This window comes from Pseudomonas sp. GW531-T4, from assembly GCF_017349615.1.
GTDB lineage: Bacteria > Pseudomonadota > Gammaproteobacteria > Pseudomonadales > Pseudomonadaceae > Aquipseudomonas > Aquipseudomonas chlororaphis_I.
In genome coordinates this window covers 1-26671 of record NZ_JACMZT010000036.1, presented here as the reverse complement: position 1 = coordinate 26671, position 26671 = coordinate 1, and the positions used below count along the sequence as shown (strand labels likewise).

Below are 26671 nucleotides of genomic sequence, written 5' to 3'. Positions count from 1 at the left end.
CAGCCTCGTAAATGATCTCACCCATGATTTCACCCCCCTTTTTCTCCGGCCTTCCCCGCAGCATAAGAGGTCACGCCGACAACGATTACCCCGCTCATAGAGGTTTCCTGAGCTATCGACCCAACAATGACGCTTCAACCCCAATAAAAATATCCAGATCATCAGGAATAGGTTCTTTGATCAAAACAGAGATCTGCTTAACGTGCTCCGCTGTTAATAACCACTCCCCGCTTGCCATTGCGTTGAGGCTTTTATGACCCAGTAGGGCTACGATCTGCTGCTCGAATTCAGGCGCCACGTCCAGCTCATATTTCAATGAGGTGTCGTTGAAACTGTCTGGCAAAAAGCCGGTGATACACAGATACATAAAACGCTCCTGTTTTTCTGTTGTTCTTCCAGGCTTGGCTGGCTGGCCTGCTCACCGGAAACAGTTCGTTCATTTCAAACGCTTGCAACAGTGCAGCGTTTTTTTTGGGCGAAATTTGGGCTTTAAAAATATTGGCTCGTTCACATTTTGGCGATTGTTTCTCCCGTTTTAAGCGGTTACGCCAATGAACAAATCCAAATCTGCTGGCAGAGATTCGCCAACAATCTTTGCAATCTGCTGTACCTGCATAGTGTTAAGTAGCCAATCGCCCTCGGGGCTGTTTTCCAAGTCTGCCCATTCAAGAGTATCCAGAACTTTTCGCTCAAACTCGTGAGGTACATTGAGCTCGTACTTCAGTGAGTCGTCTTCGTTATCGCCCGGCAAAAAACCGCTAATCCATAAAAACATGCTGATAGCCTCCCTATTTTGGGGTTGTTCTACCGGCTTTGGCAGGTTTGGTTTGTTCGCCTGTTTCAATCGCATCAGTGCGGGAGGTCTATCTCAAAAGCTAAAAATTCGTTTTTATCGAAAGCTTCAACGGTGTATCTCACGGTTCGACCTCACGGGCTTTAATCGTGCCCTCCCCCAACGCCTCAACCCCAATAAAAATATCAAGATCAAATGGTGACTGGTGTTCTGCCAGGTATCGCCCCAGCAGCGGCGCTATGCGATGACACCAATAAACAAATCGAGGTGATCGGGTAAGGACTCTTTGATGGCAGATGCTATCTGTCTGACCTGCTCCTTGGTTAGCGGTAGCTCGCCATCGGCTTCGACGGCCAAGCTCTGCCAACCCAATATTTCCATTACGGCCTGTTCAAACTTAGATGAGACTTTCAGCTTGTACTGCAATGAGTCGTCGTTAGCGTCGTCAGGCAGAAAACCAGTGATGCGCAAGTACATAAAACTCCTCTTCATTTGAGTGTGGTTCTTCCCTGCGCAGAGTACCCCACTCATAAACTTCCCTGAGCTATCGCCCCAACAGTGGCGCTACGCGACGACACCAATAAACAAATCAAGGTGATCGGGTAAGGACTCTTTGATGGCTGCGGCTATCTGACTGACCTGCTCCTTGGTTAGTGGCAACTCACCATCAGCCTCAGCGGCTAGGCTTTCCCAGCCCAAGATGTCCATTACCTTCTGTTCAAATTCTGGAGCAACATCCAGATCATATTTCAACGAGCTATCTGCAAAGCTGTCAGGTAAAAATCCAGTGATGTACAGATGCATAACGAGCCTCCAAGGCTATTTAGGTGTGGTTCTTCCAGGTTTTGCGGGTTTGGTCTGCTCGCCTGTCTCAGGGTTGAACTCGCCCAGATGCTTTCCTTGTTTGTCGTATATCTCCACCGCGCCATGCTGACTGTCCCACTCATAGATGCGTCCTTTTGAGTCTTTCCAGCGCGTGCGTTTTTTGCCGCCACCTCGAACACTGCTTTTTACCCTATCCCGTACTGCATCAGGAAAGGCGGCCAACCCTTTAGGCGCTATGTGATAGCTATGATCCCCCGGAACACTCAGCGAAATATAAATCGGCTGAATACCCGTGTTGGGAAACCAGATGATTGCGTCTTGGTAGTCAGGTGGATGCACTGGGTTGACCAGTATCTTATCGGCCTGCTCAGTGGGAGGAAAAACCCAGGTCCCGGGCTTCAACGAGGCGCCTTCCAAAGCAGGGATTCCTAGCACAGCGTTTGGATCAGTTGCCGGGGTCCATATGACCTCTACCCCATTTCCAATGTCCGCTACTAACTGATCGCCACGGTTCTTCGCTTCGATAACAGGCACCTTCTGCCACTCTGCCTTGGTCCCGGTATAGAACCCATACACGCTCACCGAGCCATCCGGCAGGTGTTTTACATTGACCCGTACACGGGTGTTCCCTTGGCTCAACTGCGCGTATTGCTCGGAGGTATAGAACGCACTGTCAGCTGACGTATTGTCAGGCAGCAGTAATGCCGCGAAACCCACAGCCGTGGAACCGGCCAAGGCCAAGGTGCCGCCAAGACGGGCTAACAGTCCCGAAGCACTACCCGAACCACCCACCCATTGCAGTGCTGTGCTGCCTGCAGTTATCGCAGAGTCGGTACCCAGTACCGCAAAGGTGCCGTACTGCTTCAGCGACTCAACAGGTACGAAGCCGCCAGGGTTACTGTGGTTTATCACCCCATTGGGCAAGGTGCAGGACTTGGCGAAGACACAGCCAACAGGACCGGGTTTTGCCTCTGGTTTGGCTGGCAGGTCTTTGTATTCGGCCCAGCGCTGTTCACCGAGATCGACAGGCTCTACGCCTGTATTGCGATAGCCCTTCGGGGCATTGGGTACATAGCCGCTCATCCGTGTCCGCTTCCGCATTGCCCATAAAAAAGCCTCCGGGAGGAGGCGAATAGTTGCAGTTGGCGGTTGGACGTTACCCCGAAGGGCGGCAGTTAGTAGTTAGGACGATTCTGAACTGAAGGCCTCAAAGGTCTCTTTGTGATGTGCGTTGCGTCTCTCTCATCGCTCCGGCGGACTCAACCGCCCATCCAGAGCAAAGCGCTCCTGCAACACCAGCTCATACAACCCCGTGGCCAGCAAGGGGTTGATCAGCAGGTTCCAGCTATGGCGCGACACGCTGGAGGGGATCAGTACGAAGGGGTGCTGTTCCAGCAGGCTGGCGCCGAAGGCTTGTTGGCTGTGGCTGGGGGTGCCGGGGATCAGCCAGTTGGGGTTGGGGATGTCTTCGGGGCGGACGGTGTGGACCTTTGAGGGGTCCAGCACCCGGGCCGCGGTCAGGGTGTGGGGCAGGCAGTCGAGGGCCTTGAAGCCTTTGTGCACCGCCACTTCCAGGATGGCGGTCGAGGCGTCCAGGCTGGCGTACACCACTTGCAGCCCCTTGGGGTTCCAGCGGCCGCCGCTGCCTTCGGCGCCGATGCCGCTGTTCCAGGTCGAGGCATGCCGGGCCTGGTCGAGGCGCCAGAAATGCAGGGACGGGGCCAGGGGGTCGGTGAGCATCAGTAGACCCCGAACTCGAGCCGATGCAGAAAGTCCGTCACCAGTTCATAGCCCACCGGGTTGGCCAGCAGGTCGATGGGGACTTCGCCATCCAGGCCCAGGGCCGGCTGGGTCATCCAGTCTTCGGCCAGCGCCCGCGAGCCCAGCACCGCCTCGGCCTTTTCCAGCACTTGCGCGTAGTGCAAGGCGCGGGCGCTCTGTTCGGGGGTCAGGGCCTGCTCCTGGTTCTTCAGCCGCCGCGCCAGGGTGCGCTCGGAGAAACCGACGATCTTCGACAGCACGTTGTAGCGCTTGAAGGCCTCGACCGACTCCACCAGTTCGATCACCGCGCCGAGGGAGAACCCCAGCTGGGTGGCCCTGAAGACCGCCATGGGGTCATCGGCGTCGGTGCCCGGCAGCAGCCCGCGCACCATGGGCGAAGGCAGCGCATAGACCGCCGCCTCTTCGCGCAGCAGGTTCACCTTGGCCTTGGGGATGCGGCTTGCGGAGGGCTTGCGCGGTTCGACCTTGGCGATGGCCTTGGGCGCAACGCCCTTGACCTTCTCGGCCTTGGCTGAAGGTTTCACGGTGGCGGTATTCTTGGCGGCGGCGGTCATGCTCATCTCCCTGCCTGATGACAGATGGCATTAATAATAATGCCATTTGGCAAAAGAAAGAACCGCCAGCTTACCAACGGTCGCCAGGGCCCGGTGACGCTTCGCCGGCATGCGCCACGGCGCCGCTCAGCCCTGCGCCCGCTCCAGCGCCCGTTCGATATCCTCGGCGGCAACCGCAGTGCCCTCCAGCCATAGGCTGTTGTCGGCTAGGCGAATGCTCAGGCAGATCGCTTCACGATCTCCGGGGTATTTGCGCAACAGCAGTTCCACCGCCGCCGTCGATGGCGAGCTGGATACCAGGTCCCAGGGCCCGCCGCTCAGGTCCAGCAGCACCCGGCCATTGCGGCCATCCACCACCTTCGGGGCGTATACCCAATGGCTCATGCGCATTTCATGGGGCTCGACGCTGATTGTCAGGTGTTCATAACGTTTGGGGTCCATGACCGCTCCTTGGTAACCGCTGGTACACGCCATTCTGTATGGGCGAGGCTTGCCCGCGATAGCCGTCACGCGCAATGCCGGGGTACCGCGTTATCGTTCATCGCGAGCAAGCTTCGCTCCTACAGAAGAAGCACGCGCCATTCTGTAGGAGCGGCCGGTCGACGCTCGATTGCCCGCGATAGCCGTCACGCGCAATACCGGGGTACTGCGTTATCGTTCATCGCGGGCAAGCCTCGCTCCTACGGAAGAAGCCGGCGTGCACCGCTTCTCGTCCACACCTCGCGGATTCGCTACTATGTCCGCCAGTTACCCGCCTTCTGCCCAACCACTGCGGAGCCTCAATGCCCAACCCCAAGGACATCGCCAGCGATAGCGGCGCCCCGATGATTCCCGAGCAGCGTCGCGAGCTGATTTTGCGCCAGTTGCGCAAGCATCAGGTGTTGAGCGTGCATCAGTTGATGGAGATGTTCGACTGCTCGCACATGACGGTGCGCCGCGATATCGCGCTGCTGGAGCAGGAAGGCCGGGCCTATTCGGTGACCGGTGGGGTGCGTATCGCCAGCCAGTTGCACAGCGAGCCGAGCCACCAGAGCAAGGCGGTGGTCGAGCTGCCGCAGAAGCAGGCCATGGCCCGGCTGGCGGCGCGCCTGCTGCACGCGGACATGACGGTGTACCTGGACGCCGGCACCAGCACCCTGGAGATCGTGCCGTACATCAAGGCGCTGTCGGGCATGACGGTGGTGACCAACGACTTCGGTATCGTCCAGGCGCTGATGGAGGCGCCGCAGGTGACGGTGATCCACACCGGCGGCCAGCTCGACCACGACAACCATTCCTGCGTCGGCGGGCTGGCGGTGGCGACCCTGCGTCAGGTAGTGACCGATATCGCCTTTATGTCCACCAGCTCCTGGGACCTGCGCCGCGGCATCACCACGCCGTCGGCGTTGAAGGTCGAGGTCAAGCAGGTGGCGATGCAGTCGGCGTCCCAGGTGGTGCTGGTGGCCAGCAGTTCGAAGTACGGCACCTTCAGCATGTACCGCATCGCCGGGCTGGAGCAGTTCGACGTGATCATCAGCGACGACGACCTGGCCCAGGCCGCGGCGGACGGGATTCGCAAGCAAGGGGTGGAATTGTTGCTGCCGTCCGACTCGCAAGCGGTTGCAGCGAAAGACTGACAGCCGCAGCGCGGGTGCGGCTCACTGGTGCTGTTTTCTGAACCACAGCACGCAGGCGATATCCCGCAGGTCTTCGCTCAAGCCGTCGAGGGCGACCCGGGTGGTGCGGCGAATGCGCCGCAACCACTCCACCACCGCGCACAGGCTGGCGAAAAAGAACAGCAGCACGAACAGTTGCCGCAGGCCGAAGCCCTGGTCCAGCCCCTGGGCGCGGAAGTGGTTCCACAGCCAGAGGCCGCAGGCGGCGCTCAGCACCACCAGCAGCACGCTGGCGATATTGATCCACTGGCCGAGGATGGTGGTGCGCCGGGCGCGGCGGTATTCGCGCTCGATGCGCTCCAGGGTCACGGTGGGGATCTGCTCCCAATGCAGATCGCGCGGGCGGCAAGGCGCATCGTCCAGGCCCGACTGATCGACGAATATCGACTTTTCCATGTTCCCCGCTCCCATTGATGGCACCAGTGATGGCCCTGGCGACAGGGAGCCAATGTACCCGCAGGTGGGAGGCGAAGGCCGACACCTTCAGAAATGTTCAGATTCGCGCAGAATCACGCTTCGCGGGCGGCACGCACTGACCAGTGCAGCCGCCCTGCCCGCCCCTCAGAAAGCTTTCCAGTCCCGCAGCCATTGCAGGCCGGCCGAGGTGTCGCCCCGCGGCCGGTACTCGCAACCGACCCAGCCGTCGTAGCCCAGCTGGTCCATAAGCGCGAACAGGTACGGGTAGTGCAGTTCGCCCAGGTCCGGCTCGTGGCGGTCCGGCACGCCGGCGATCTGGATATGGCCGATGCCGGCGAAGTCGCGGCGCAGCTTGGTCGCCAGGTCGCCCTCGACGATCTGGCAGTGGTAGCAGTCGAACTGCACCTTGAGGTTGCTCGCGCCGACTTCCTTGCAGATCGCCTGGGCCTGGTCCTGGCGGTTGAGGAAGAAGCCCGGCATGTCGCGGGTGTTGATCGGCTCCAGCAGCACCGTGACGCCGACCTTGGCCGCCTGGGCGGTGGCGTAGGCCAGGTTCTCCAGGTACACCGCGTGATGGCGTTCGCGCAGGCTCTCCGAGGGCAGCAGGCCGGCCATCACATGGATGCGCGAGTTGCCCAGCACCGCGGCGTACTCCAGGGCGCGGTCGAAGCCGGTGCGGAATTCCGCCTCGCGCCCCGGCAGGGTCACGGTGCCCCGCTCGCCCGCCGCCCAGTCGCCGGGCGGCGCGTTGAACAGCGCCTGGACCAGGCCGTTGTCGCTCAGGCGCTGCTTGAGTTCCTCGGCGCTGTAGTCGTAGGGGAACAGGTATTCCACCGCTTCGAAACCGTCGGCCGCGGCGGCGGCGAAACGATCGAGAAACCCGTGTTGCGGGTAGAGCATGCTTAGGTTGGCAGCAAAACGAGGCATGTTGGCTCCTAAAAACGGCTCAGACAAAAGGCCAGATCAGCAAGGTAATACAGAAACCCAGGGTACCGAGCAAGGTGGTGATCAGGGTCCAGGTGCGCAGGCCGTCGGCCACGTTGAGCCCGGCGAGCTTGGTGAAGATCCAGTAGCCGGCGTCGTTGATATGCGACATCGCCAGCCCGCCACCGCCCATGGCCAGGCACAGCAGCGCCATGTGGTTGGGGGTCAGGTTCAAGGTGGCGATCAGCGGGCTGATGATCCCGGCGGTGGTCACCAGGGCCACGGTGGTGGAGCCCTGCACTGCGCGCAGCAGCATGGTCAGCAAGAAGCCCAGGGCCAGCACCGGCAGGCCGGTGGTGCGCAGCAGGTCGGAGACCACCGCGCCGATCCCGGTGTCCACCAGCACCTTGCCGAACACCCCGCCGGCCCCGGCGATCAGGATCACCATGGCCACGCCCGGCAAGGCCGAGCCGATCACGTCCGACACCTGGCTGCGGCTCCAGCCACGGCGCGAACCCAGCAGCCAGGCGCACAGCAAGGTATCGATCAGCAGCGCCACCAGCGGCGCGCCGAGCACGGTCATGACACCGCGCAAGGTCGATTCGGCCGGCAGCAGCGAAGTGGCCAGGGTGCCCAGCAGGATCAGCACGATCGGCAACAGGATCAGGCTGACGATCAGGGCGAAACCGGGCGCAGGCGCCGGCGGCAGCTTGGCGACTATGGCGCTGGTGGATTCTTCCAGGCCCATGTGGGACACCGCCACCGCGGCCTGTTGCGGGTCCTTGGCATTGCCGTTGGTCCAGGCCAGCAGGTCCTCGTTGGTCACGTGGGGGCCATAGACTTCGGCGCGGATGTCGTCGGTCATCGGGTAGAAACGCCGGGTCATGCGCCCGGCCACGCGGTAGCCGACGTAACACAGGAAGGCGGTGATCGGCAGGCCGAACATCAGCACCCGGCCCAGGTCGGCGCCCAGCTGGCTGGCCGCGGCCACGGCGCCCGGATGGGGCGGCAGGAACGCATGCACGGTGAGCAGCGCCGCGCACATCGGCAAGGCGAACACCAGCAGCGGCTTGCGCGCCCGGCGCGCCACGCCATAGGCCAGCGGCATGAGGATGATCACCCCCACCTCGAAGAACACCGGCACGCCGATGATGAACCCGGCGATGGTCAGCGCCAGCGGCGTGCGGCGGTTGCCGAAACGCTCGATCAGCGACTTGGCCAGGGCCTCGGCGCCGCCGGACAGTTCGATGATCCGCCCGATCATCGCGCCGAGGGCAATGATGATCGCGATATGGCCGAGGGTCTTGCCCATGCCGCCTTCGATGGTCGCCACCAGGTCGGCCGGTTTCACCCCGGCCACCAGCGCCACCAGGATGCTCACCAGCATCAGCGCGACAAAGGGCTGGAACTTGTACTTGAGCACCAGGAACAGCAGCAGCGCGATGCCCGCGCCGGCCGTCAACATCAGGATAAGCGGGCTCATTGCGCGGCACCTCCCTCATAAAAGAAAGAAGCGCTGGTGAAACCAAAACAGCTGCAGTCAGGGAACGTCATGCGGGGATGTCCTGTTGTTATTGTTTTTTCAGGCAAGCCGGGGCCCTCGAGAGCCTGACGACTCCCGGGCGGTGCTTGCAATGTCGGTTTACAGTTTCGAGTTGCAGCGGCGCGCTAACTACCAATGCGCGCCGAAGGTCTCGCGCAGCTCATCCAGGGCTGCCTGATCCAGCGGCGCGGGCTTGGGGTTGCTCATCAGCCAGAGTCGCGCGGTTTCTTCCAGTTCTTCCAGGGCGTAGCTGGCCTTGGCCACCGAGCTTTCCCAGACCACCGGCCCCAGGCGCTCGAGCATCACCCCGCGCACGCTGTTGGCCAGTTGCGCCACCTGCTCGGCGACCTTGGGCGAACCCGGGCGCTGGTAGCCGATCAGCGGAATGTGCCCGACCTTCATCACCTGGTACGGCGTCAGCGGCGGCAGAATGTCGTCCGGCCGCCATACGCCGGCCAGGGTCAGCGCCACCAGGTGGGTGGAATGGGTGTGCACCACGCCACCGACGCTCGGGTTGCGGTCATAGACCTGGCGATGCAGGGCCAGGGTCTTGGATGGCTTGTTGCCGGACACCCACTCCCCCGCCAGGTTGACCTTGGCGATGGCCGCCGGATCGAGGCGACCGAGGCAGACGTCGGTCGGGGTGATCAGCCAGCCATCGTCGAGGCGCGCACTGATATTGCCGGCGCTGCCCACGGTGTAGCCGCGCTGGTAGAGGCTGCGACCGACGTCGCAGATCTCTTCGCGCAGGGCCTGTTCCTGGTTCGCCGCGGCGCTCATTGGCCACCTCCGGCCAGTTGCTTGAGGGCCTTGGCAAAGAAGTCGCGGCTGCCGAAGTTGCCGGACTTCAGGGCCAGCGCCAGGGGCTCGACGGCGTTGCTGAGGGTGGCCGGCACGCCCGGGTCGATCTGCGCGCCGATCTGCAACAGATTTACCCCGAGCGCCTTGACCACCGCGCCGGAGGTTTCGCCACCGGCAATCACAAAGCGGCGCACGCCGTTCTGGCGCAGGCCCGCGGCGATCTCGCCCAGGGCGTTTTCCACCAGGGTGCCGGCGCGCTCGACGCCGAGTTGCTGTTGCACCGCCTTGACCTCGGCCGGGGTGCTGGTGGCGTAGATCAGTACGGTTTCGTCACTGTCGCGAGCAAAGGCCAGGGCCTGCTCCACCACCGGTTCGCCGGCGGCCAGGGCCATGGGGTCGATGCGCAGGGCCGGACGGTCGGCCTCCAGCCAGGCCGCGACCTGGCCGATGGTGGCCACCGAGGCGCTGCCGGCCAGTACCACTTCGCCGCCTTCGACGGTCGGCAGCGACGCGGCGTCGAAGTCGCGCAGCTTGCCGGCACGGCGGAAGTTGCCCGGCAGGCCCAGGGCCAGGCCCGAGCCGCCAGTCAGCAGCGGCAGGTCGGCGCAGGCGCTGCCGAGGGTGTAGAGGTCCTGGTCGGACAGCGCATCGGCGATGGCCATGCCGATCCCCTGCTGGCGCAGTTCGGCGATCTTCGCCCGCACCGCCTCGACGCCCCCGGCAATGCTGTCATAGCGCAGCAGGCCGACTTTCAGCTGGGTCTGGGCCTGCAGCACGCGCACCAGGTTGGCGTCGGTCATCGGCGTCAGCGGGTGATGCTGCATGCCCGATTCGCTGAGCAACTGGTCCTGGACGAACAGGTGGCCGCGAAAGATGGTCCGGCCGTTTTCCGGGAACGCCGGGCAAGCCAGGGTGAAATCGCTGCCCAGGGCCTTGAGCAAGGCCTCGCTGACCTGGCCGATATTGCCGGCGGCGGTGGAATCGAAGGTCGAGCAGTACTTGAAGAAGATCTGCTCGCAGCCCTGCTCGCGCAGCCAGTCCAGGGCCGCGAGGGACTCCTCGACCGCCTCGGCAACCGGCGTGGTGCGCGACTTGAGGGCGATGACGATAGCGTCGGCATCCAGCCCGGCCGCCACTTCGCGGCTCGGGATGCCGATGCTTTGCACCGTGCGCATGCCGCCGCGCACCAGCATGTTGGCCAGGTCGGTGGCGCCGGTGAAATCGTCGGCGATGCAGCCCAGCAGCGGGCGTGCAGTGGAATCGGTCATGAAAGCTTCCTCAGACAGGCTCGGGCTTGGCGGTCGGCAGGTCGATGCCCGGGAAAATCTTGATCACCGCCGAGTCGTCCTCGCGGCCGAAGCCGGCGCTGGAGGCCTGCATGAACATCTGGTGCGCGGTGGCCGACAGCGGCAGGGGGAATTTGCTGGCACGGGCGGTATCCAGCACCAGGCCCAGGTCCTTGACGAAGATGTCCACCGCCGACAGCGGCGTGTAGTCGGCCTTGAGGATGTGCGGCACGCGGTTCTCGAACATCCAGGAGTTGCCGGCGCTGTGGGTGATCACTTCGTACAGGGCGTCGGCGTCCACCCCTTCGCGCAGGCCCAGGGCCATGGCTTCGGCGGACGCGGCGATGTGCACCCCGGCCAGCAGCTGGTTGATGATCTTGACCTTGGAACCCAGGCCGTGGGCGTCGCCCAGGCGATAGACCTTGCCCGCCATGCCGGCGAGTATCGCTTCGGCCTTGGTGTAGGCGGCCGCCGGGCCGGAGGTCATCATGGTCATCTCGCCGGCGGCGGCCTTGGCCGCGCCGCCGGAGATCGGCGCGTCGAGGTACAGCAGGCCCTGTTCGGCCAGGCGCTCGCCCAGCTCCACGGCGTAGGTCGGCGCCACGGTGGCGCAACCGATCACCAGGCTGCCGGCCCCCAAGGCCGACACCGCGCCCTCTCCACCAAACAGCACGGTTTCGGTCTGCTCGGCGTTGACCACCACCGTGATGATCACATCGCAGGCTTCGGCCATTCGCGCCGGCGACGCACAGGCCACCCCGCCTTCGCTGGCGAACTGTTGGGTGACCGCTTCACGCACGTCACAGGCATGCACATTGAAACCCGCGCGCAGCAGCGAGCGGGCAATGCCCAGGCCCATCGCGCCCAGGCCGACAACACCGACATTCTTGTTATTCATGGGGTACTCCAGGGAAGACAGCAGCCTGGTCCGCGCCGGCAAGGCGCGAGCGGCGGGCCGCGGGATAAATGGGAGCACGGGCGGCGGGGGCGACAGGGTCGCTTGGCAGGTGAATCGAGACCTTGTCGGACATAGAAGGGCCGTCCTGTGATTTGTTGTTATCAGGTTGTGGCCGATCATCTACCAATGAACAGATTATGTGAAGTATTTTTTCAACCTAACATTTATTAACATTGCCGAACACGGACGCCAGGCACCCCGCGACAGCCTTGCAGCCCGCGCAGAATCAAACAGACGAGCGGTAGCCCATTGCGACCAGCGCACTGATCTGCGTCAACCAGGCGTCTACACTCGAGACCGATGCTGTTAGGCGCAACATCAACGATCAGCGGTACCGCCCTTCATCGTCCACCGATTGACGGTGGACGCCGGACAGCGCTGTATGGTCAATTCCGCAATGCTTGAACAAGGATATTCAACATGGCAAAGATCAATGTATTGGCTGGTGATTTTCTACAAGGGAATGGTGAGTACCGTCAGGGAGTCTTCAGGTTGGCCACAGCCACCAACCCCTCACCGGGGGTCGAGGTCAAAGCCTCCGCATTCAAACATCTGGAAATCGCGACACAGGACAGCATCACCAACAGGGACGCCATTGGCTACGGCATTGCCGGGGCCATGCTGCTGGGTCCGGTGGGTGCTCTGGCGGGCTACCTGATAGCCGGCAAGGAAACCGAGGTGACCTTCATCGCCACCTTCAAGGATGGCCGCAAACTGCTGGCGGCCACAGACAGCGAGACCTACCGGGATATCGAAAAACGACTGACGGCTTGACGCCCGTCGTCTGTCGTCCGCCCATGCCCGCAACTTCGGGCATGGGCTACTCCCCTGCTCTACGCCGATTCCGCTTCGCCCGGCCCGGCCCGGCGTTGCTGGCGTTTGCCTTCCAGCCAGACCACCAGCCCCAGCAGGCTGCCGCCGGCGATCAGCAGGCTGACGAACCAACCCAGGGTTTCCGCCAGCTGGGTGAAGAACAGCGTGTACAGCTGGATGATGAAGAAGGTCGCGCCATAACCCACCAGCATGGAAAAGCACAGGCGAATGCCCAGTGCCAACAGGCCCAGGCTGAACGCCGCCCACAGCCCGTTGAACAACACCAGCTCGCCGGACTCGGCCAGGTGCCAGGGGCCATCGATCAGATCGTAGCTGCCGAACAGCGACAACAGCCACAACGACATCTGCGCCATGAACAGCCCGGCGGAAATCCACACCTTGGCAAAGCCGCGATAACGGGCAAGCGTTGACGCCTCGCCCCACAGATGAACAAAACCGAACAGCGCCATGGCCAGGGCCGCGCCGAGGAAACGCAGCGGATAGTTCATGCCGAACCAGTAGGCGCCCCAGCCCGACTCGTAACCGCTGCGCCCGCCGAACCAGACGAAGAACAGCACACTGCACAGGGTCAGCAGCAAGGCGTTGTTCAGCACATAACTGAGCACCAGCAACAGCAGCAGGTCCACCAGCAACAGCGCCGGCCAGTTGCCCGAGCCGTCGGAGTAGATCATGCCCAGCACCAGGCTCAGGCCGATCAGGGCAAAGCCGCCGAGCAACTCCAGGGTCGCGCCGAGCAGCTTCAACTGCTTGCCCAGCAGCCAGCGCCCGGCGGCAAACAGCCCGACCATCAATACGCCCAGGCCACCGGCCAGTTTCGGCAAGGTGAACGTCAGGTGTTCATGCAGCAGGATCAGCAGCCCAGCCGCCAGGCTGATGGCGCCGAAGGTCAGGAACCACAGCGAGCAGTTGAAGTACAGCAGCCCGAAGATCACATACAGCCGTCCGAAACCGCTGAACCGGCGCAAGGCATGATCCTCGGCGTGCTGGTGCCACAGCCCCAGGAGCGCCGTCAGCGCGGCGATCACGGCCATGGAGCGCGGGTCCTGGATGCCGAAATAGTACGTGCCGGAACCGCCATACCACTCCCACGAACCCAAGCCGTGGAAGACGCAGAGCAGGCCCAGCAGCAGCGGCCAGCGCAGGCGATAGCCATAGGCGGTGGCGATGCTCAGGGCGGCGGTGACCAGCAGCGCCAGCGGCAGGTTGCCGAACTCGCCGGTCTCGCTGTCGGAGCTGCCGAGCAACAGGCTGGCGCCCATCAGGATCAGGCCGATGGTCAGGATCGCCACCCCGGTGACCGGCATGCGCCGCGCCGGGTCGCGGGCCAGGCGCGCGCCGATCAGCCACAGCCCGACCCCGGCGGCGAAAAACAGCACCGCCCCCACCAGCACCGACTCGGCCAGCAGGCCAATGCCGCCCAGCACCGCCATGCCGATCAGCAGCACCGCGCCGATACCCAGCCATTGCAAGACCGTGGACAGGCGGTGTTCGGGACGTTCATACAAGGCGCCGAGCCGCTGCTGCGCCTCGGCATCGATCAGGCCACGGTGGCGCCAGTCGGCGATTTCGTGGAGCAACATCTGCTGGGTGGTTTTTCTCATGGCGCTCTTGGTTCAAGGTGTGGACATCGGCCGCCAACCGGCCGTCGACTGTGCAGCATAGCCGAGCCTGTGCCTGGCAAGACGCCTCGCAACGCTAACGCGGCACGCCGCGCCGATGAAAAAGGCCGCCCCGAGGGCGGCCTGGTTTTCCGGCCAGCGGCATCACCCCGCCCTGGGGCAAGGGTATGCCGAGCCAGGCGCGCGCCTGTCACCGCAAGGCACTACTCCGCTGTCGTCGGATCGATGATCGAGGTCACCCGCGATACCCGGTCCGCCGGAAAACCGCCTTGCCGGGCATGCTCCCGGATGAGCTCCTCGCCTGGCGCGATATAGACGCAGTAGATTTTGTCGCCGGTGACGTAGCTGTGCAGCCACTGCACCTGCGGCCCCAGTTCATCGAGCACCTTGCAGGACTTTTGCGCGATTCCTTGCAGATCCTGCGCCGACAGCGCTCCAGCGCCCGGGAAATCGCGTTCAATCACAAATTTAGGCATGACAACCTCCAGTTCTGTCCCGCTCTTGCCGAAGCAACAGCTTCAGGCCGATCGCCAACGGCTATTGCTTGCCGATCACCGCCGCCAGCAACGGCGCGGCCTGTTCATCGGTCAGCGCCGGGTGCACGTCCATCCTGAGCAGGTCGCTCCACTCCAGCACCCATTTCTGCATCAGCGTGAGATCGTCGGTCTGTGCGATACCAAACCCCGTCATGCCACCGACGGCATGCCAGCGCCCCAGCATGCTCACCCCTGCGGGTGGCGCCCCACCCGTCTTGAGAAATCGCTCGATCGCACTGTTACGACGTTCGGGGCTGATTGACCAACTGACAATGAATAACATCTGCCACCTCCTGCGAAACGGGCACCCGTTGTTCATTGCGTGCGCCAGGCAGGCACCGTGACCACGGCCACGCATCGGCATCGCCCCGCCTCTCGGCTGGCCCGAAACCATTGCCCCCTAGGGAAGGCATAGCAGCCTTGCGCTGCCGGCGCATGACCGCCGATCCTGTTTCCAGGACGCTCCCGCCCCAAGCGCGAACGAGCGAAGCCGCGGCCAATGAATGGCTATGCTTGATCTGTTGCTGGAAGCAATCCCGTCGCCCCGATAACGGCTGCGACGGGCCCACCCTTTCCGCCAACGCCCCCTAGCGCCGCGCGACACCGGCAAGGAGCGGTTCGAGATGCAACTGATCAGCGTGAACATCGACAAGCCGGAAGCCACCAACTTCATTTTCGGCCAGACCCACTTCATCAAGTCCGTCGAGGACATCCACGAAGCCCTGGTCGGCGCCGTGCCGAACATCGCCTTTGGCCTGGCCTTTTGCGAAGCCTCCGGCCAATGCCTGGTGCGCTGGTCCGGCAGCGATCCGACGATGATCGCGCTGGCGCAAAAAAACGCCCAGGCGATCGCCGCCGGCCATAGTTTCATCGTGTTTCTCGGCGACGGTTTTTATCCGTTGAACGTGCTCAACACCCTGAAGATGGTGCCTGAGGTGTGCCGCATCTTCTGCGCGACCGCCAACCCGACCCAGGTGATTCTCGCGGAAACGGCGCAGGGCCGGGCGGTGCTGGGGGTGGTGGATGGCTTCTGCGCCAAGGGCCTGGAAGGCGACGACGACATCCTGTGGCGCAAGAACCTGCTGCGGCAGATCGGCTACAAGCAGTAAGCGCTGCGCCGACAGGCTACTCGGACGGCGTGGTCCGGCAACTCTTGCGCTGACGGATCTCCTGCTCCGAAGGACGCTCCTTGACGAACTCGAAGCGCGGCTCGCCCTCGCTGTAGGTGACCAGCCAGCCCCACTCCAGCTCGGACTCATCCTGGCCCGGTTTCGGCGGCGCGGCCCACCAGGGCTCTTTGCTGACGATCTGACGCATGTCCTCCTCCCATTGATTCGGCCTCATCAACTATAACGTTCAGGCCTTGAGGCACGCGGATTTCGGCTGATCGGTGAGCCTGTCGACAGGGCTGCTCCGACCGTCAGCGCGCCAGCGCCCATTCGGCCAGTGGCCGGTAACGGCCTTTATGCGACTCGAACAGGGCGAAGTGCCGGGCACTCAGGTGAAAGTCCGCAGGGGTCTGGGACTCGGGCACCGGCGCCCGATAGTCGCGCATCAAGGTCAAGTGCGGACGAAACTCCCGCGGCGAATCGACCAGCCCCAGTGGCAGCAGCGCTTCCTGCAAGGCATACACCAGCTGGCGCAACTCCAGCGGCGCCTGTGTCGGCGCCAGCAACAAGACCCCGGCCCGGCGCCAGACCTCCAGGCGGTCGAGCGGGACGTCCAGCGGCTCGCCACAGGTGCGCACGCTCGCCGCCGCGGCGCAGATCCGCGGAATCTGCGCCACAGCGACCGAGCCCAGGAACATCAGGGTCAAATGAAAGTTTTCCGCCGCCACCGGCCGGCCGCTCCTGAGGCCCAGCGCGCCGCGCCACTGGGCGATGGCCCGGCGTTGGGCGACGGTGCAGGGCAAGGCGAAGAACAGCCGCTTGAACGGCTCGCCCTGCTCGCGGGACTCATCATTCATGCCCTGTCCTCCGGTTCGGTTCGGACGAAGTGCTGTCTGTCAGGCCGTTCCCCCACCGGCCCTCTGCGACTCGCCCACCGGGAATCTCAGGCCGGTTTAGCCCTTTCTTGAGTTCAGCATAAAGAAGGCAACAAGACGCCGCGCCTGTCGGCATTCGGTCATTTTTATCGGTTGTAATGCTCATTGACGTCCGCCCCCTTTCACAGGAAGAGCACGATGAGACTCGCGTCCTACAACGTTGAAAACCTGTTCAACCGCGCCAAAGCCATGAACCTGGAAGGCTGGGCCGAGGGCCGGCCTGTGCTGGAGCGTTTCGCCCGGCTCAACCAGCTGCTGGGCGAGCCCATCTACACGGACCAGGACAAGGCGCAGATGGTCAAGCTGCTGACCGAGCTGGGGCTGAGCAAGTCGGACACCGGCCCTTTTGTGATCCTGCGGCAGAACCGCGGCAGCCTGGTCAAGCGGCCCAAGGCCGGCGGCCTGGAGATTGTCGCCAACGGCCGCACCGAGTGGGTCGGCTCGCTGGAGCTGATCGAAGCCCCGGTGGACCTGGAAGCCATGCGCAATACCGCGCGGGTGATGATCGACCTGCAAGCCGATGTGCTGGCGGTGGTCGAGGCGGAAAGCCGCCCGGCCCTGCGCGACTTCAACACGGAAATCATCGGCGCCCTGGGCGGCCCGTTGTTCCGGCATGTGATGCTGATCGACGGCAACGATACGCGGGGCATCGACGTCGGCCTGATGACCGCCGAGGGCTACCCCATCGGCCAGCTGCGCAGCCATGTCGACGACAGCGCGGCCAACGGCGAGCTGATCTTTTCCCGCGATTGCGCGCAGTTCCAGATCCCGCTATCTGACGGCAAGCAGCTGATCGTCCTGGTCAATCACCTCAAGAGCAAAGGCTTCGGCAGTCTCGCGGCTTCGGCAAAAAAACGCCTGGCCCAGGCCGAACGGATCAAGCTCATCTACCAGGCGCTGGTGGCCCAGGGCGAGACCTATATCGCGGTGGTCGGCGACTTCAACGACACCCCGGACAGTGCGCCGCTGGAGCCCTTGCTCAAGGGCACCGACCTCAAGGATGCCTTTGTCCATCCGGCCTTCGACGACGGCGGTTACCCCGGCACCTTCGACACCTGCAAGGCGGCGAACAAGATCGACTACCTGCTGCTGTCTCCCGCGCTGTTCGCCACCGTCACCGCCGGCGGCGTATGGCGCAAGGGCATGTGGCCGGGCAGCAAGCCCAAGCGCTGGGACGTCTACCCGCAGCTGGACAAGAAGGAAAACGCCGGTTCGGATCACGCGGCGGTATGGGTCGACCTGGACCTGTGAGCCGAACCGGCCCCGCTCCCGAGCGGGGCCTGAAGCACGGCCTTGTCAGCCCTGGACGCTGGCGCTGGCGGCCTCGTGGATAAAGGCCGCGACCTCCGCCGCCCGCGAGGCCAGCGAGGCATGGGAGCTGGCCAGGGTCAGGGTCTTTTGGGGGTTGAGCCGGGCGGCCATCAGTTGCTGGTTGCGCGGATGGATCATGCGGTCGTCGCTGGAGATCTGGTACCAGGACGGCTTGTTCTTCCAGGCCGGCGCGCTGATGGTGTCGCCGAAAGTGCTGGCCAGCGGCGCCCTCTGGGTCACCGCCATGACCAGCGCTTCGTCGGCGCCCAGGTCCTGGCAGAAGCTCTCATGGAAGGCCTGCGGCTTGAGCCACAGGTAGCCATCGCTGTCGGGCTCGAGGTTGGCCGCCGCCGCAGGCAGGTGCTGCTGGGTGATCGAGCCCGGGCTTTCCCCGGCATCCGGGGCGAAGGCCGCGATATACACCAGTCCGACCACGTTGGGCTGGTCACCCACTTCGGTAATCACCGCGCCGCCGTAAGAATGTCCCACCAGCAACACCGGGCCATCGACCTGGGCAATCATCTTGCGGGTGCGCTCGACGTCATCGGCCAGCGACGTCAAGGGCATTTCCACCGCGCGGATCGCGCTGTAGCCCTTGCGCGAAAGCTCGATGATCACCTTGCTCCAATGGGCCGCATCGCCCCAAAAACCATGCACCAACACAATCGTAGGCTGACCACTCATGACCTTGAGTCCTCTGTCTGGATAAAGACCGCTCGCCGCTGGCGGCGGTACTACCGGGCCCTGGGCATTGCGGGGCAGGTCGCTCGTCAAGTGACAGGCAGGAGACGCCCTCCCCCATGCTGGCTTATGCTCGGGCACGCTCATTATCGAAGGGGACGGTGCCGACCGACCATGACCGAAAAGCCGAAGACTGTGCAGAGACACCTGACCCCGGCCGCCTCGCCATCCGACCTCAGGCACCCGGCCGCCGATGTGTTTTTCGAAGTGTTCAGCCTGGCGCGGATGCGTGGCGAGCTGCTGGGCGAGACGCTGCTGCAACCCGGCCAGCTGTTGCAGCAAGCGGCGGGCGGCGCCTGTTTCCATGTGATCCAGGACGCCGGCTGCCAGCTCAGGCTCGACGGCAATGACGAAGCCACCCGCCTGGTGCCCGGGGACATCCTGTTCGTGCCCCACGGCCAGGCTCATCAACTGCAACGCGCTGCGGATGCCAGCCCGGGCCTGCCGGCGCGCATCACCAGCGGCGTCTTCCGGTTCGAGGGCGGGTGTGGCCAGGCCTTGATCCAGGGCTTGCCCGGGGTGTTGCAAGTCAGCTGCCAGGGCGAGGACCCGAGCGACCTGATCGGCTCCCGTGAATGGCTATCGCTGACCGTGGCGGCGATGCAGAAGGAAGTGCGCAACCCTTCGATCGGCAGCACCATCATGCTGTCGCGGATCATCGACCTGATGTTTATCTGGGCCGTGCGCCATTGGCTGGCCCATGCCCCGCAAGGGATCAGCGGCTGGATCGCCGCCCTGCGCGACCCGCTGATCGGCCAGGCACTGGCGCTGTTGCACGCCGAGCCGGGCGCGGCGTGGAGCGTCGAGCGCCTGGCCGGCCTGGTCAACCAGTCGCGCTCCAACCTGGCGCAACGTTTCACTCACCTGGTGGGCCAGTCGCCGATGCGCTACCTGATGCACTGGCGCATGCAACTGGCCGGTCAGCGCCTGCAGACCTCCAGCCTGCGCATTTCGCAGATCGCCGAACAGCTGGGTTATGAATCCGAGGCGGCCTTCAGCCGGGCCTTTCGCCGCGAGTTCGGGGTCGCTCCCAGCGAATACCGCTCACAGGCTTGAGCGGATTTGCTGCCTGCTGGATGCGGGATTCAGCCCCGCCCTTGCAACGCCTCGAACAACGCCGCCGAGGCGTTGTACAGCGGCACCCGGCCCTTGAGCAGGATCTGCGCGCTGCGCCGGTAGGCGGCCGCGTCGATGCGCATCGAACCGCCCTCCTCGCGCGCGGTGATCAAGGTGTCCAGCACCCCCGCCGGGTTTTCGATCGACACCGGGTATTCCGCCGTGGTGGCGCTCAAGGGCTTGGGCGCCTTGAGCAGCTCGTGGGCCACGGTGCCTGGCGCCAGGCAGGCGGCGGCCAGGCAGCAGCCACCGGAGACGGCCAATGAAGGATGGGCATTCTGCGGGGTGAAATAACGGGTATTGATATCGCCCGCGCCCTGGGCCGGGCTGACGATGCAGATCTTCGGCAGGGTTTCGCTGCGTTGCAGCTCCTCGGTGCTCATCAGGGCGCCGCTGCGGTTGCGCAATTGCATGCGCAGGCCGCCCTGCACCATCAGGCTGATCAGCCGCGCCTTGAATTCGCCATCGGCATCCAGCTGCGCCGGGGTTTCCAGGCCGGTCTTGCCCAGGTCCGCGGCCTGGACGATGACCATCGGCACCGCCACATCGAGGCAGGTGGCGCGCACGCCGTCGAGCAGATCGATGCGTTGCCCGGTGGGAAACAGCTGGCCGGTCTTGGCCCCCACCGGGTCGCTGAGAAACAGGTCGACCCCGGGGAATACGCCATTGACCCCAGGAATCCGCGTATCGCTCAGCAGGCGACCGTCGCGGAACGCCAGGCGCACGAGCATGGTGGTCTGGGTATTGCTGTTGAAGATCTCGATCTGCGCGCTGTCCTCGTCCGGGCTCAGCCAGCCACGCTCCAGGGCGTACAAGGGCAAGGCCGCCGACATGTTGCCGCAATTGACGCTCCAGTCGATCGCGCTTTTACCCGCCGCCAGCTGCGCCAGGGTGCTGACCAGACGCGACTCGCCAGGCCGCCGCTCGGCAATGAACACCTTGTTGCTGGTGGGCCCGCCACGGCCCAGGCCGGTGATCTGGTTATTGCCCGGCAGGTCGCCGCTCAGCGGCACGCCCATGAGGTGGCGCAGCAGTTCCTCGACCAGCGCCGGGTCCTCGGGCAGGGTTTCGCGAGCCAGGATCAGCCCGGTGGACGTACCACCGCGTGCATGCCAGACCGGGAACTCAAGGATACCGGCGCGGATTTCGGGAAGGTCCAGTTCAAAAGGCATGATCGGACTCGCAGTGATGGACGACAGGCAAGGATCATAAACCGCTGCCCGCGCGAGCGCAGCTTTCCAGGTTCAGGGCTGCGCGCGCGCCCTGGAAGGCAGCCCGGCAGATGAACGAACTTGAACTAGTATGGATTGCAAGGCCCGCGCCATCGAGCTGTCCCATGGCCGAGGCTGACCAAGGTGCTTCATAAGCGGTTGCGTGCGGGCTGAAGGCTTCCGGGAGGCGAATCATGCTCGATCAGATTGCGCTGGGCATGCTTATCTTCGCCGGAATAGTCCTGTTCTACGGAATCATCGTCCTGCACGACATTCCCTACGAAATTGCCGTCCATCGGAACCACCCCCATCAGGACGCCATTCACGCGGCAGGCTGGGTCAGCCTGTTCACGCTCCATGCCCTGTGGCCGTTCCTGTGGATCTGGGCCATGTTGTACCGCGAGGATCGGGGCTGGGGCTTTGCCACCGACAAGGCGCGGATGCAGGGCGAAAAGGCTCTGGCGCAAGAGCTGGCCGAGCTGCGGCAGCGGGTCGAGCGACTGGAAGGACAAGCCCAGGCCGGGTCCCGCCCGGAAGGGAAAATGTGACCCATGGACCTGTTACTGATCCTGACCTACACCGCCATCTGCGTGGCCATCTTCAAGATCTTCCGTATCCCGCTGAACAAATGGACGGTGCCCACCGCCGTGCTGGGCGGCGTGGTGTTGATCGGCGCGCTGATTTTCCTGATGAACTACAACCACCCCTATTCGGAGGTGGCGCGCTCCTACTTCGTCTCGGTGCCGGTGATTCCGGTCGTCACCGGCCGGGTGATCGAGGTGCCGGTCCAGGGCAACACGCCGCTGGAGCCAGGCGATGTGCTGTTTCGCATCGACCCCGAACCTTTCGAGAACCGGCTCAAGTCGCTCAAGGCCCAGCAACTGGCGGCGCGGGGCGACCTGTACCGGATCAACGAGTTGATCAAGCGCAACTTCGGCACCCGCCGCGAGCAGGAAGCCGCGATTGCCCGGGTCGACGACCTGCAAGCTCAGATCGACAACGCCCAGTTCGAGCTGGACAGCACCGTGGTCCGCGCCCCGAGCCGAGGCTTCGTCACCCATGTGTCGCTGCGCCCGGGGATGATGGCGAGCAAACTGCCGTTGCGCCCGTCGATGGTGTTCATTCCCGACGAGGGCCATTATTTTTCCGCCTGGATGCGCCAGAACAGCCTGCTGCGCCTGGTCCCGGGGGACGAGGCGGAAGTGGCGTTCGACGGTATCCCCGGCAGGGTGTTCAAGGGCCGGGTCAAGAACGTCATCACGGTGATCGGCGAAGGACAGGTACAACCGTCCGGCACCCTGCTGAGCTACACCGGCTCCCCGCCGCCGGGGCGGGTGCCGGTGGTCATCGAAATCACTGACCCGGACTACCTGCCCTACGCCAAACTCATGCCCGGTGGCGCCTATGGCCAGGCGGCGCTCTACAGCCAGCACTTCCACCATGTGGCGATCATGCGCAAGATCCTCCTGCGCATGTCGGCCTGGATGAACTACATCTTTCCGTTCCATTGATGAGATGGGGTCAGGCCTGATATTCGGTGCGTGACAAGCCCGGCTTGATTTCAGCGGCTTTCGCCTGTTGGCCTCGACAGAAAAAGCGGGTGGGCCGCTTGTTTCCATTCTCTCTATACTCGCTGCCCAGGATGACAGTCAGAGCGCAGATGATGCCCGCCACACCCGATAAAAAATCCCAGGTCATTTTGGTCCCGGCTCGACAAAGCGACTTGGACACTCTTGTAGCCATTCGAATCGAGGCCATGCGCGAAAGCCTGGAACGGGTTGGGCGATTTGATCCGGTACGCGCGCGCGAACGCTTTCTTAGCGGCTTTGAAGCCCGCAATACACGCTACATCGAGGTATCTGGAGAGAGGGTTGGTTTTGTCGTGGTCAAGCACCGGCACCCTGAACTCTTGCTCGACCACTTGTATGTGAGACCGAACGCGCAGGGATCAGGGATCGGCTCTGCTGTTCTCGCCCAGATTTTCAAAGAGGCGGATATGGCTGGGCTCCCGATTAGAGTGGGTGCTCTCAAAGAAAGCGCTTCGAATCGTTTTTATACCCGCCATGGTTTCCAATTCATCGAAAGCGGTGAGTTCGACAATTACTATGTTCGCCAGTGTGTTCCGATGGTTGGCCCAGCTTGCTAGCCGGAATTCATGCACTTCGACGTAGGTTTTTACACACTCTGGACTCAACGCGGGAATTCACCACTGCGTGCCTTGGGAAGCAAGCGACCTTACTGTCTTCCCTGCTCACCCAATGCGAACATGCCGTTCGATATACCAAGACAACAGGGAGGCTTCACCCATGAGCGCTACTTCTTCGCTCTGGTTTTTTGTCGTGCCATTCGCGATTGCGGCTGCAATCCCCGGCCCCGCTCAGGGAGCCCTGCTAGGGCAAGTGGTATCACGCGGCGCGAGGGCTACGCTGCCTTTCATCGCAGGCATGGTGCTGGGCAATGCTGTCTGGCTGGTGGTCGCCACCCTCGGTCTTGCGGCACTGGCGCTGCAGTTCGAGCAGGTGTTCATTGCCGTGAAGTGGCTGGGTGTCGCCTTTATTCTGTTCATCGCCTGGAACTTGTGGTCGAAGAACACCGAGCACCTTCAAGCCCCTCCAAAGCGCTCGGCAAGCCGAGGCCTGCTTGCAGGCGCAGTGCTGACGCTGAGCAATCCAAAAGCGGTCGTATTTTTCGGTGCAGTGTTGCCTCACGCATTCGATCTGACGGCGCTGTCCTGGCCGGAAGTCATCCTGATTACCGCGCTCGGCATCGGGATCGATCTGACCATCCAATTGGCGTACCTCGTTACGGCATCACGCATCAAGAACGCCATACAGTCTCCGAAGGCAATGCAGCGACTGAACAGAACCTCAGCTGGGGTAATGACGGGGTGTGCGGGCTGGATGGCCGTTTCGCGCTGATGGCCTCTGCAGCAAGGCTTTGCAAGCCTGCAAAGCCTTCACTCTTCGCCGTTGACCGGCTATGCCAACCATCTGCCCTTCAATGAGCGGGTTACGTGGCATCGGCTAATGACTTCACATGAGTCGCAAAATCATCCTGTATCGGTTGGAACCCGCAGCGCAGGTAAAATGCGGCGCCCTCCGGAGTATCCGTGGATAGGCGCACGACACGAAATCGCTGAGCCGCATAGGCCAAAAGCTGCTGCACCAGGGCTTTACCCACATTCTGCCCCCTTGCTGCTCGCGCGACGTATACCCTCCGCAGCCTGCCGATGCCCGGCCCGGCATATGGATCATAGGAAAGACCGCCGATGGCAATCAGTTGCCCGTCGCGGAAAGCGCCCAAAAGGCACTCACCGGGTTGGTCGAATCGATTGGCCCCGCTTTTCCAATCCGCAACCAGGCGCGTGAGAAACCTGAAACCTTCTGCAACGGCCTCCGCTTCCAGTTCCAGGATTTCCGGAGCAAGCGCTGAGATCTGACGTATTGCCAGTTCGCCTGTTGACCTAGCCACTCGATATCCCCGCGCTTGTTTTGGCACCAGCCTGAGGTGGATTAATCTCGTGGCGCCACACTAGCGACGATAGTAGCGGTGATTGTCTTCGTAGCGGTGCCGCATGGCGCGATCATGGTGGCGCTCCCAATCACGATGGCGTTCAGCTTCTCGGCGGGCTTGCTCCCTACGCCACTGTTCCCGACGCCAGTCTTCTCGACGCCAGTCGTGCCGGCGCCAATCGTCTCTACGATCGTGCCAACGGTCGTCATGCCAGTATCGGTCGTCATGGGCAAGCAATGGCCCGGGCTGCTTGCCAGCCATGCTGGTCAAGGTCGGCCAAGGGTTGCCGGCGGCCTGGGCAGGGGTCTGAACGGCTGTGACTTCAGTTGCTAAAACAGGGGTTGAGGTCTTCATCTGTGTTGCTGATGCCGAGCCCAATGCCGCGAACGCAAACAGGCCGAAGAGCACCATCCGTGGGTCATGGAGTTTCATGAGCGAAGACAACCTCTGCTTGACAATCGGACGTGTGGCCATCTGGCAGCGGTAAGCCTGCGAGGTCGCGCTTACCGAGCAAATGAGCCTATCCACATAGACCGATAAATAGAGAAAAGTTCTAGGGAGCGGCGGCTTAAATAGCCGAGGACCTCAGTGTTCAGTCTCTTTGAGGTTGGCTATCCAGATGTTCGCTGGTGGCCGGAAGCGGACGCTCATTTCAGACCACATTCGATTCAGCGCGGACGCGACTAAACGTTTGTAATGAACGGCGGCAACCTGTTTGCGTGGCAGAGTCCGCTTTATGGAAAGGTTCGCTATCAGCTTCAATGTGTGCGGAATGTGTTCCATACATCTGTGTCCAGCTTCATGGCCGCAAGTACTTCGAAGGCGTACAACTCAAGGTCATTGTTGACTTCGATGAAGGCCACCGTTGTTTGTCGGAGGCGCCCCTGAGCTGAAAGAAAGACTTCCTTGAATTGTTCGTCTTTCATCGCTTGATCACGCTTCATTTCGTGCGGATAGTCTTCTGCAGCCATTTTGTAGACGAGGCTTGCGGTGTTGTGCGACTCGAAATTCAAATGCTGGACGAGCCTCTTTACTACCCCTCTCGAGATACCTACATAGACCGGTTTACCTTGATCGCTGAAGACGTAGCACCCTGGAAAGTCTGTGGTTCTACCCACCTTGGACAGAGCTTCTTTTGATGCGCTCTTGAAGCCAACAAAGGTTGCAGCAGGCATTGGAGTCTCCAGGGCAACCTTCAGCCTTGCAAAATGGCTAGGCAACACCGTTGAGGCAAGCTCTTCAAATGTATGAAGACAGTTGTCGATAGGCATAAGTTTTCCTTTGTGATCCCTCACGAAGCATGGGTTTTAACCCCATTGTTCGTTTCGGCTATGGGGCGGCTCCCGCCCCATAGGAGACGTTCAAACCAGAGATGACAGATCCGTCTCCGCTGGGTGATTGCCCGTGAACCTAAGCGTCAGATTGTTTTTTTGCCAGCCTGATGGCGGCAGTCATATGCGGTACAGCGCAGGCCTTGTACCAATGATTCATTCCTGCAATAGCTTTCTGAGCGGGTGCCGTGTCGGCTGCTCCGACCAGTTCAGCACAAGCCTGCGCCATTGAGACAAGAATGCGGGCTGCTTCGGGAACGTAGGGAAGATCATTTCCAGCTTCATGGCGCTCGCGAATGATCTGGTAGCGAATGTTCTCCGGGAGGCTCCAGGCACTGATTAAAAACTCCTGAACGGAGTAATCGACGCCTTCGATTTTCACAGTCGCGGAGCGATGCTCCTCATTGAACCCTGCCGTTTCGATCTGCTCACAGCTATCGATAACAGTGTTCATCATTTCTCGAATTTGTTGCCAATCGGTTTTCATTCGAACTCCTTTTCAATGTTGTCTTTCAGCAGGGTACGTTGAGTGTGTTTCTGTGGACAGCGTGAAAGGCAGCTTCTGGCTGTGGACTCAACCAAGCGCCCGTAGCCCCAACGATGCTTACCAACCGACTCACGCCCGCCGCGCCAACAACAGCACCGAAGCAGCCCCCGACAACAACACCGCGCAACAGCGGTTGAAGAGCTTCTTGCCTCGCGGTTCGGCGAACCAGCGGCGCATGTGCAGGCCCATGTAGGCGTAGGCGCTGATGGCGATCCACTCCAGGATCAGGAACAGCACGCCCAGCACCAGGAACTGGGCGGACACCGGCGCTTGAGGATCGACGAACTGCGGCAGGAAGGCGGTGAAGATGAGGATGGCTTTCGGGTTGCC

36 protein-coding genes are annotated in these 26671 nt (G+C 62.5%); 9 read left to right on the top strand and 27 right to left on the bottom strand.

All coding sequences use genetic code 11. From position 1 onward, the window contains the following. Positions 1-112 precede the first annotated feature (112 nt). The 8 genes from J4D28_RS23585 to J4D28_RS23550 form a co-directional block, all read right to left on the bottom strand. Entirely contained in the window at positions 113-367 is a 255-nt protein-coding gene (locus tag J4D28_RS23585) for a pyocin S6 family toxin immunity protein (RefSeq protein WP_103330957.1), read from the bottom strand. A 168-nt stretch (positions 368-535) separates the two neighbouring features. After that, on the bottom strand, positions 536-775 hold the full coding sequence (locus tag J4D28_RS23580) for a pyocin S6 family toxin immunity protein (protein WP_103330956.1): 240 nt from the start codon (positions 773-775) through the stop codon (positions 536-538). A 255-nt stretch (positions 776-1030) separates the two neighbouring features. Beyond that, positions 1031-1270 carry a pyocin S6 family toxin immunity protein gene (locus tag J4D28_RS23575; RefSeq protein ID WP_016704591.1) on the bottom strand — a complete coding sequence of 80 codons (240 nt, stop codon included), beginning with the start codon at positions 1268-1270 and terminating at the stop codon, positions 1031-1033. A gap of 87 nt (positions 1271-1357) precedes the next feature. Continuing rightward, entirely contained in the window at positions 1358-1597 is a 240-nt protein-coding gene (locus tag J4D28_RS23570) for a pyocin S6 family toxin immunity protein (RefSeq protein WP_016704590.1), read from the bottom strand. Positions 1598-1612: 15 nt separating this feature from the next. Next, on the bottom strand, positions 1613-2701 hold the full coding sequence (locus J4D28_RS23565; RefSeq protein ID WP_103330955.1) for a colicin E3/pyocin S6 family cytotoxin: 1089 nt from the start codon (positions 2699-2701) through the stop codon (positions 1613-1615). A gap of 159 nt (positions 2702-2860) precedes the next feature. Then, positions 2861-3358: an RES family NAD+ phosphorylase gene (locus tag J4D28_RS23560; RefSeq protein ID WP_009048639.1), complete on the bottom strand. Its 498-nt coding sequence runs from the start codon at positions 3356-3358 to the stop codon at positions 2861-2863. Beyond that, positions 3358-3954, bottom strand: a complete 597-nt coding sequence (locus J4D28_RS23555) for an antitoxin Xre/MbcA/ParS toxin-binding domain-containing protein (protein WP_103330983.1) — start codon at positions 3952-3954, stop codon at positions 3358-3360. Before J4D28_RS23555 ends, J4D28_RS23560 begins: the two co-directional genes overlap by 1 nt. A gap of 126 nt (positions 3955-4080) precedes the next feature. Beyond that, positions 4081-4395, bottom strand: coding sequence for a hypothetical protein (locus tag J4D28_RS23550; protein WP_016704588.1), 315 nt, complete (start codon positions 4393-4395; stop codon positions 4081-4083). 341 nt (positions 4396-4736) lie between these two features. On the opposite strand from J4D28_RS23550, the gene J4D28_RS23545 reads away from it, so the two are divergent. Then, entirely contained in the window at positions 4737-5570 is an 834-nt protein-coding gene (locus J4D28_RS23545) for a DeoR/GlpR family DNA-binding transcription regulator (RefSeq protein ID WP_007931857.1), read from the top strand. A 21-nt stretch (positions 5571-5591) separates the two neighbouring features. Here the strand turns inward: J4D28_RS23545 and J4D28_RS23540 are convergent, their stop codons facing one another. The 6 genes from J4D28_RS23540 to ltnD all read right to left on the bottom strand — a co-directional run bounded on the left by J4D28_RS23540 (position 5592) and on the right by ltnD (position 11478). Further along, positions 5592-6005 carry a hypothetical protein gene (locus J4D28_RS23540; RefSeq protein ID WP_207246463.1) on the bottom strand — a complete coding sequence of 138 codons (414 nt, stop codon included), beginning with the start codon at positions 6003-6005 and terminating at the stop codon, positions 5592-5594. A 165-nt stretch (positions 6006-6170) separates the two neighbouring features. Next, positions 6171-6953: a 2-oxo-tetronate isomerase gene (otnI, locus tag J4D28_RS23535; RefSeq protein WP_009048634.1), complete on the bottom strand. Its 783-nt coding sequence runs from the start codon at positions 6951-6953 to the stop codon at positions 6171-6173. A gap of 19 nt (positions 6954-6972) precedes the next feature. Further along, positions 6973-8433, bottom strand: a complete 1461-nt coding sequence (locus tag J4D28_RS23530) for an SLC13 family permease (protein ID WP_103330953.1) — start codon at positions 8431-8433, stop codon at positions 6973-6975. A 189-nt stretch (positions 8434-8622) separates the two neighbouring features. Further along, entirely contained in the window at positions 8623-9273 is a 651-nt protein-coding gene (locus J4D28_RS23525; protein WP_009048632.1) for an aldolase, read from the bottom strand. Next, a complete protein-coding gene (otnK, locus tag J4D28_RS23520) occupies positions 9270-10562 on the bottom strand; it encodes a 3-oxo-tetronate kinase (protein WP_103330952.1) in 1293 nt (430 codons plus the stop codon). Before otnK ends, J4D28_RS23525 begins: the two co-directional genes overlap by 4 nt. A gap of 10 nt (positions 10563-10572) precedes the next feature. After that, positions 10573-11478: an L-threonate dehydrogenase gene (ltnD, locus tag J4D28_RS23515; protein WP_103330951.1), complete on the bottom strand. Its 906-nt coding sequence runs from the start codon at positions 11476-11478 to the stop codon at positions 10573-10575. A gap of 480 nt (positions 11479-11958) precedes the next feature. On the opposite strand from ltnD, the gene J4D28_RS23510 reads away from it, so the two are divergent. Further along, complete coding sequence (locus J4D28_RS23510) at positions 11959-12312, top strand: hypothetical protein (RefSeq protein WP_009048629.1); 354 nt, start codon at positions 11959-11961, stop codon at positions 12310-12312. A 59-nt stretch (positions 12313-12371) separates the two neighbouring features. On the opposite strand, the gene J4D28_RS30495 is transcribed toward J4D28_RS23510, so the two are convergent. The 3 genes from J4D28_RS30495 to J4D28_RS23495 form a co-directional block, all read right to left on the bottom strand. Then, positions 12372-13973, bottom strand: coding sequence for a DUF2157 domain-containing protein (locus J4D28_RS30495; RefSeq protein ID WP_103330950.1), 1602 nt, complete (start codon positions 13971-13973; stop codon positions 12372-12374). 221 nt (positions 13974-14194) lie between these two features. After that, complete coding sequence (locus tag J4D28_RS23500) at positions 14195-14467, bottom strand: DUF4242 domain-containing protein (protein ID WP_009048626.1); 273 nt, start codon at positions 14465-14467, stop codon at positions 14195-14197. A 61-nt stretch (positions 14468-14528) separates the two neighbouring features. Beyond that, entirely contained in the window at positions 14529-14810 is a 282-nt protein-coding gene (locus J4D28_RS23495; protein ID WP_016704577.1) for a DUF3303 domain-containing protein, read from the bottom strand. A gap of 340 nt (positions 14811-15150) precedes the next feature. Here J4D28_RS23495 and J4D28_RS23490 point away from each other — a divergent pair, with 340 nt between their 5' ends. Then, on the top strand, positions 15151-15636 hold the full coding sequence (locus tag J4D28_RS23490; RefSeq protein WP_009048623.1) for an adenosine-specific kinase: 486 nt from the start codon (positions 15151-15153) through the stop codon (positions 15634-15636). A gap of 16 nt (positions 15637-15652) precedes the next feature. On the opposite strand, the gene J4D28_RS23485 is transcribed toward J4D28_RS23490, so the two are convergent. Together J4D28_RS23485 and thpR are read right to left on the bottom strand one after the other, a co-directional pair. Next, a complete protein-coding gene (locus J4D28_RS23485; protein ID WP_009048622.1) occupies positions 15653-15844 on the bottom strand; it encodes a hypothetical protein in 192 nt (63 codons plus the stop codon). Positions 15845-15947: 103 nt separating this feature from the next. Beyond that, the gene (gene thpR / locus J4D28_RS23480) at positions 15948-16493 is read right to left on the bottom strand and encodes an RNA 2',3'-cyclic phosphodiesterase (RefSeq protein WP_009048621.1); all 546 of its coding nucleotides are present in this window, start codon (positions 16491-16493) and stop codon (positions 15948-15950) included. A 216-nt stretch (positions 16494-16709) separates the two neighbouring features. On the opposite strand from thpR, the gene J4D28_RS23475 reads away from it, so the two are divergent. After that, a complete protein-coding gene (locus J4D28_RS23475) occupies positions 16710-17822 on the top strand; it encodes an endonuclease/exonuclease/phosphatase family protein (protein ID WP_103330949.1) in 1113 nt (370 codons plus the stop codon). A 45-nt stretch (positions 17823-17867) separates the two neighbouring features. Here J4D28_RS23475 and J4D28_RS23470 read toward each other — a convergent pair whose 3' ends face one another. Continuing rightward, positions 17868-18566, bottom strand: coding sequence for an alpha/beta hydrolase (locus J4D28_RS23470; protein WP_103330948.1), 699 nt, complete (start codon positions 18564-18566; stop codon positions 17868-17870). A 171-nt stretch (positions 18567-18737) separates the two neighbouring features. Between J4D28_RS23470 and J4D28_RS23465 the strand changes: the two genes are divergently transcribed. After that, positions 18738-19679, top strand: coding sequence for an AraC family transcriptional regulator (locus J4D28_RS23465; protein ID WP_103330947.1), 942 nt, complete (start codon positions 18738-18740; stop codon positions 19677-19679). A gap of 29 nt (positions 19680-19708) precedes the next feature. On the opposite strand, the gene J4D28_RS23460 is transcribed toward J4D28_RS23465, so the two are convergent. Further along, positions 19709-20911 carry a PrpF domain-containing protein gene (locus J4D28_RS23460; protein WP_103330946.1) on the bottom strand — a complete coding sequence of 401 codons (1203 nt, stop codon included), beginning with the start codon at positions 20909-20911 and terminating at the stop codon, positions 19709-19711. 233 nt (positions 20912-21144) lie between these two features. Here J4D28_RS23460 and J4D28_RS23455 point away from each other — a divergent pair, with 233 nt between their 5' ends. Together J4D28_RS23455 and J4D28_RS23450 are read left to right on the top strand one after the other, a co-directional pair. Then, the gene (locus J4D28_RS23455; RefSeq protein ID WP_016704572.1) at positions 21145-21498 is read left to right on the top strand and encodes a DUF3302 domain-containing protein; all 354 of its coding nucleotides are present in this window, start codon (positions 21145-21147) and stop codon (positions 21496-21498) included. 3 nt (positions 21499-21501) lie between these two features. Continuing rightward, complete coding sequence (locus J4D28_RS23450; protein WP_009048615.1) at positions 21502-22461, top strand: HlyD family secretion protein; 960 nt, start codon at positions 21502-21504, stop codon at positions 22459-22461. Between the two features lie 10 nt (positions 22462-22471). Here the strand turns inward: J4D28_RS23450 and J4D28_RS23445 are convergent, their stop codons facing one another. Further along, positions 22472-22648, bottom strand: coding sequence for a hypothetical protein (locus J4D28_RS23445; protein ID WP_164486596.1), 177 nt, complete (start codon positions 22646-22648; stop codon positions 22472-22474). Between J4D28_RS23445 and J4D28_RS23440 the strand changes: the two genes are divergently transcribed. Continuing rightward, positions 22614-23096: a GNAT family N-acetyltransferase gene (locus tag J4D28_RS23440; RefSeq protein WP_103330982.1), complete on the top strand. Its 483-nt coding sequence runs from the start codon at positions 22614-22616 to the stop codon at positions 23094-23096. The genes J4D28_RS23445 and J4D28_RS23440 overlap by 35 nt on opposite strands. 160 nt (positions 23097-23256) lie before the next feature. Next, positions 23257-23868, top strand: coding sequence for a LysE family translocator (locus J4D28_RS23435; RefSeq protein ID WP_103330945.1), 612 nt, complete (start codon positions 23257-23259; stop codon positions 23866-23868). A gap of 91 nt (positions 23869-23959) precedes the next feature. Here J4D28_RS23435 and J4D28_RS23430 read toward each other — a convergent pair whose 3' ends face one another. The 5 genes from J4D28_RS23430 to J4D28_RS23410 form a co-directional block, all read right to left on the bottom strand. Next, complete coding sequence (locus tag J4D28_RS23430) at positions 23960-24421, bottom strand: GNAT family N-acetyltransferase (protein ID WP_103330944.1); 462 nt, start codon at positions 24419-24421, stop codon at positions 23960-23962. Positions 24422-24481: 60 nt separating this feature from the next. Beyond that, positions 24482-24895, bottom strand: a complete 414-nt coding sequence (locus J4D28_RS23425; RefSeq protein ID WP_158250322.1) for a hypothetical protein — start codon at positions 24893-24895, stop codon at positions 24482-24484. A gap of 326 nt (positions 24896-25221) precedes the next feature. Beyond that, positions 25222-25734: a hypothetical protein gene (locus J4D28_RS23420; protein WP_028682209.1), complete on the bottom strand. Its 513-nt coding sequence runs from the start codon at positions 25732-25734 to the stop codon at positions 25222-25224. Between the two features lie 139 nt (positions 25735-25873). Then, positions 25874-26281 carry a hypothetical protein gene (locus tag J4D28_RS23415; RefSeq protein WP_028682210.1) on the bottom strand — a complete coding sequence of 136 codons (408 nt, stop codon included), beginning with the start codon at positions 26279-26281 and terminating at the stop codon, positions 25874-25876. Between the two features lie 129 nt (positions 26282-26410). Then, positions 26411-26671, bottom strand: a 261-nt coding sequence (locus J4D28_RS23410; RefSeq protein WP_207246461.1) for a LysE family translocator, incomplete at its 5' end; no start/stop codon positions are given.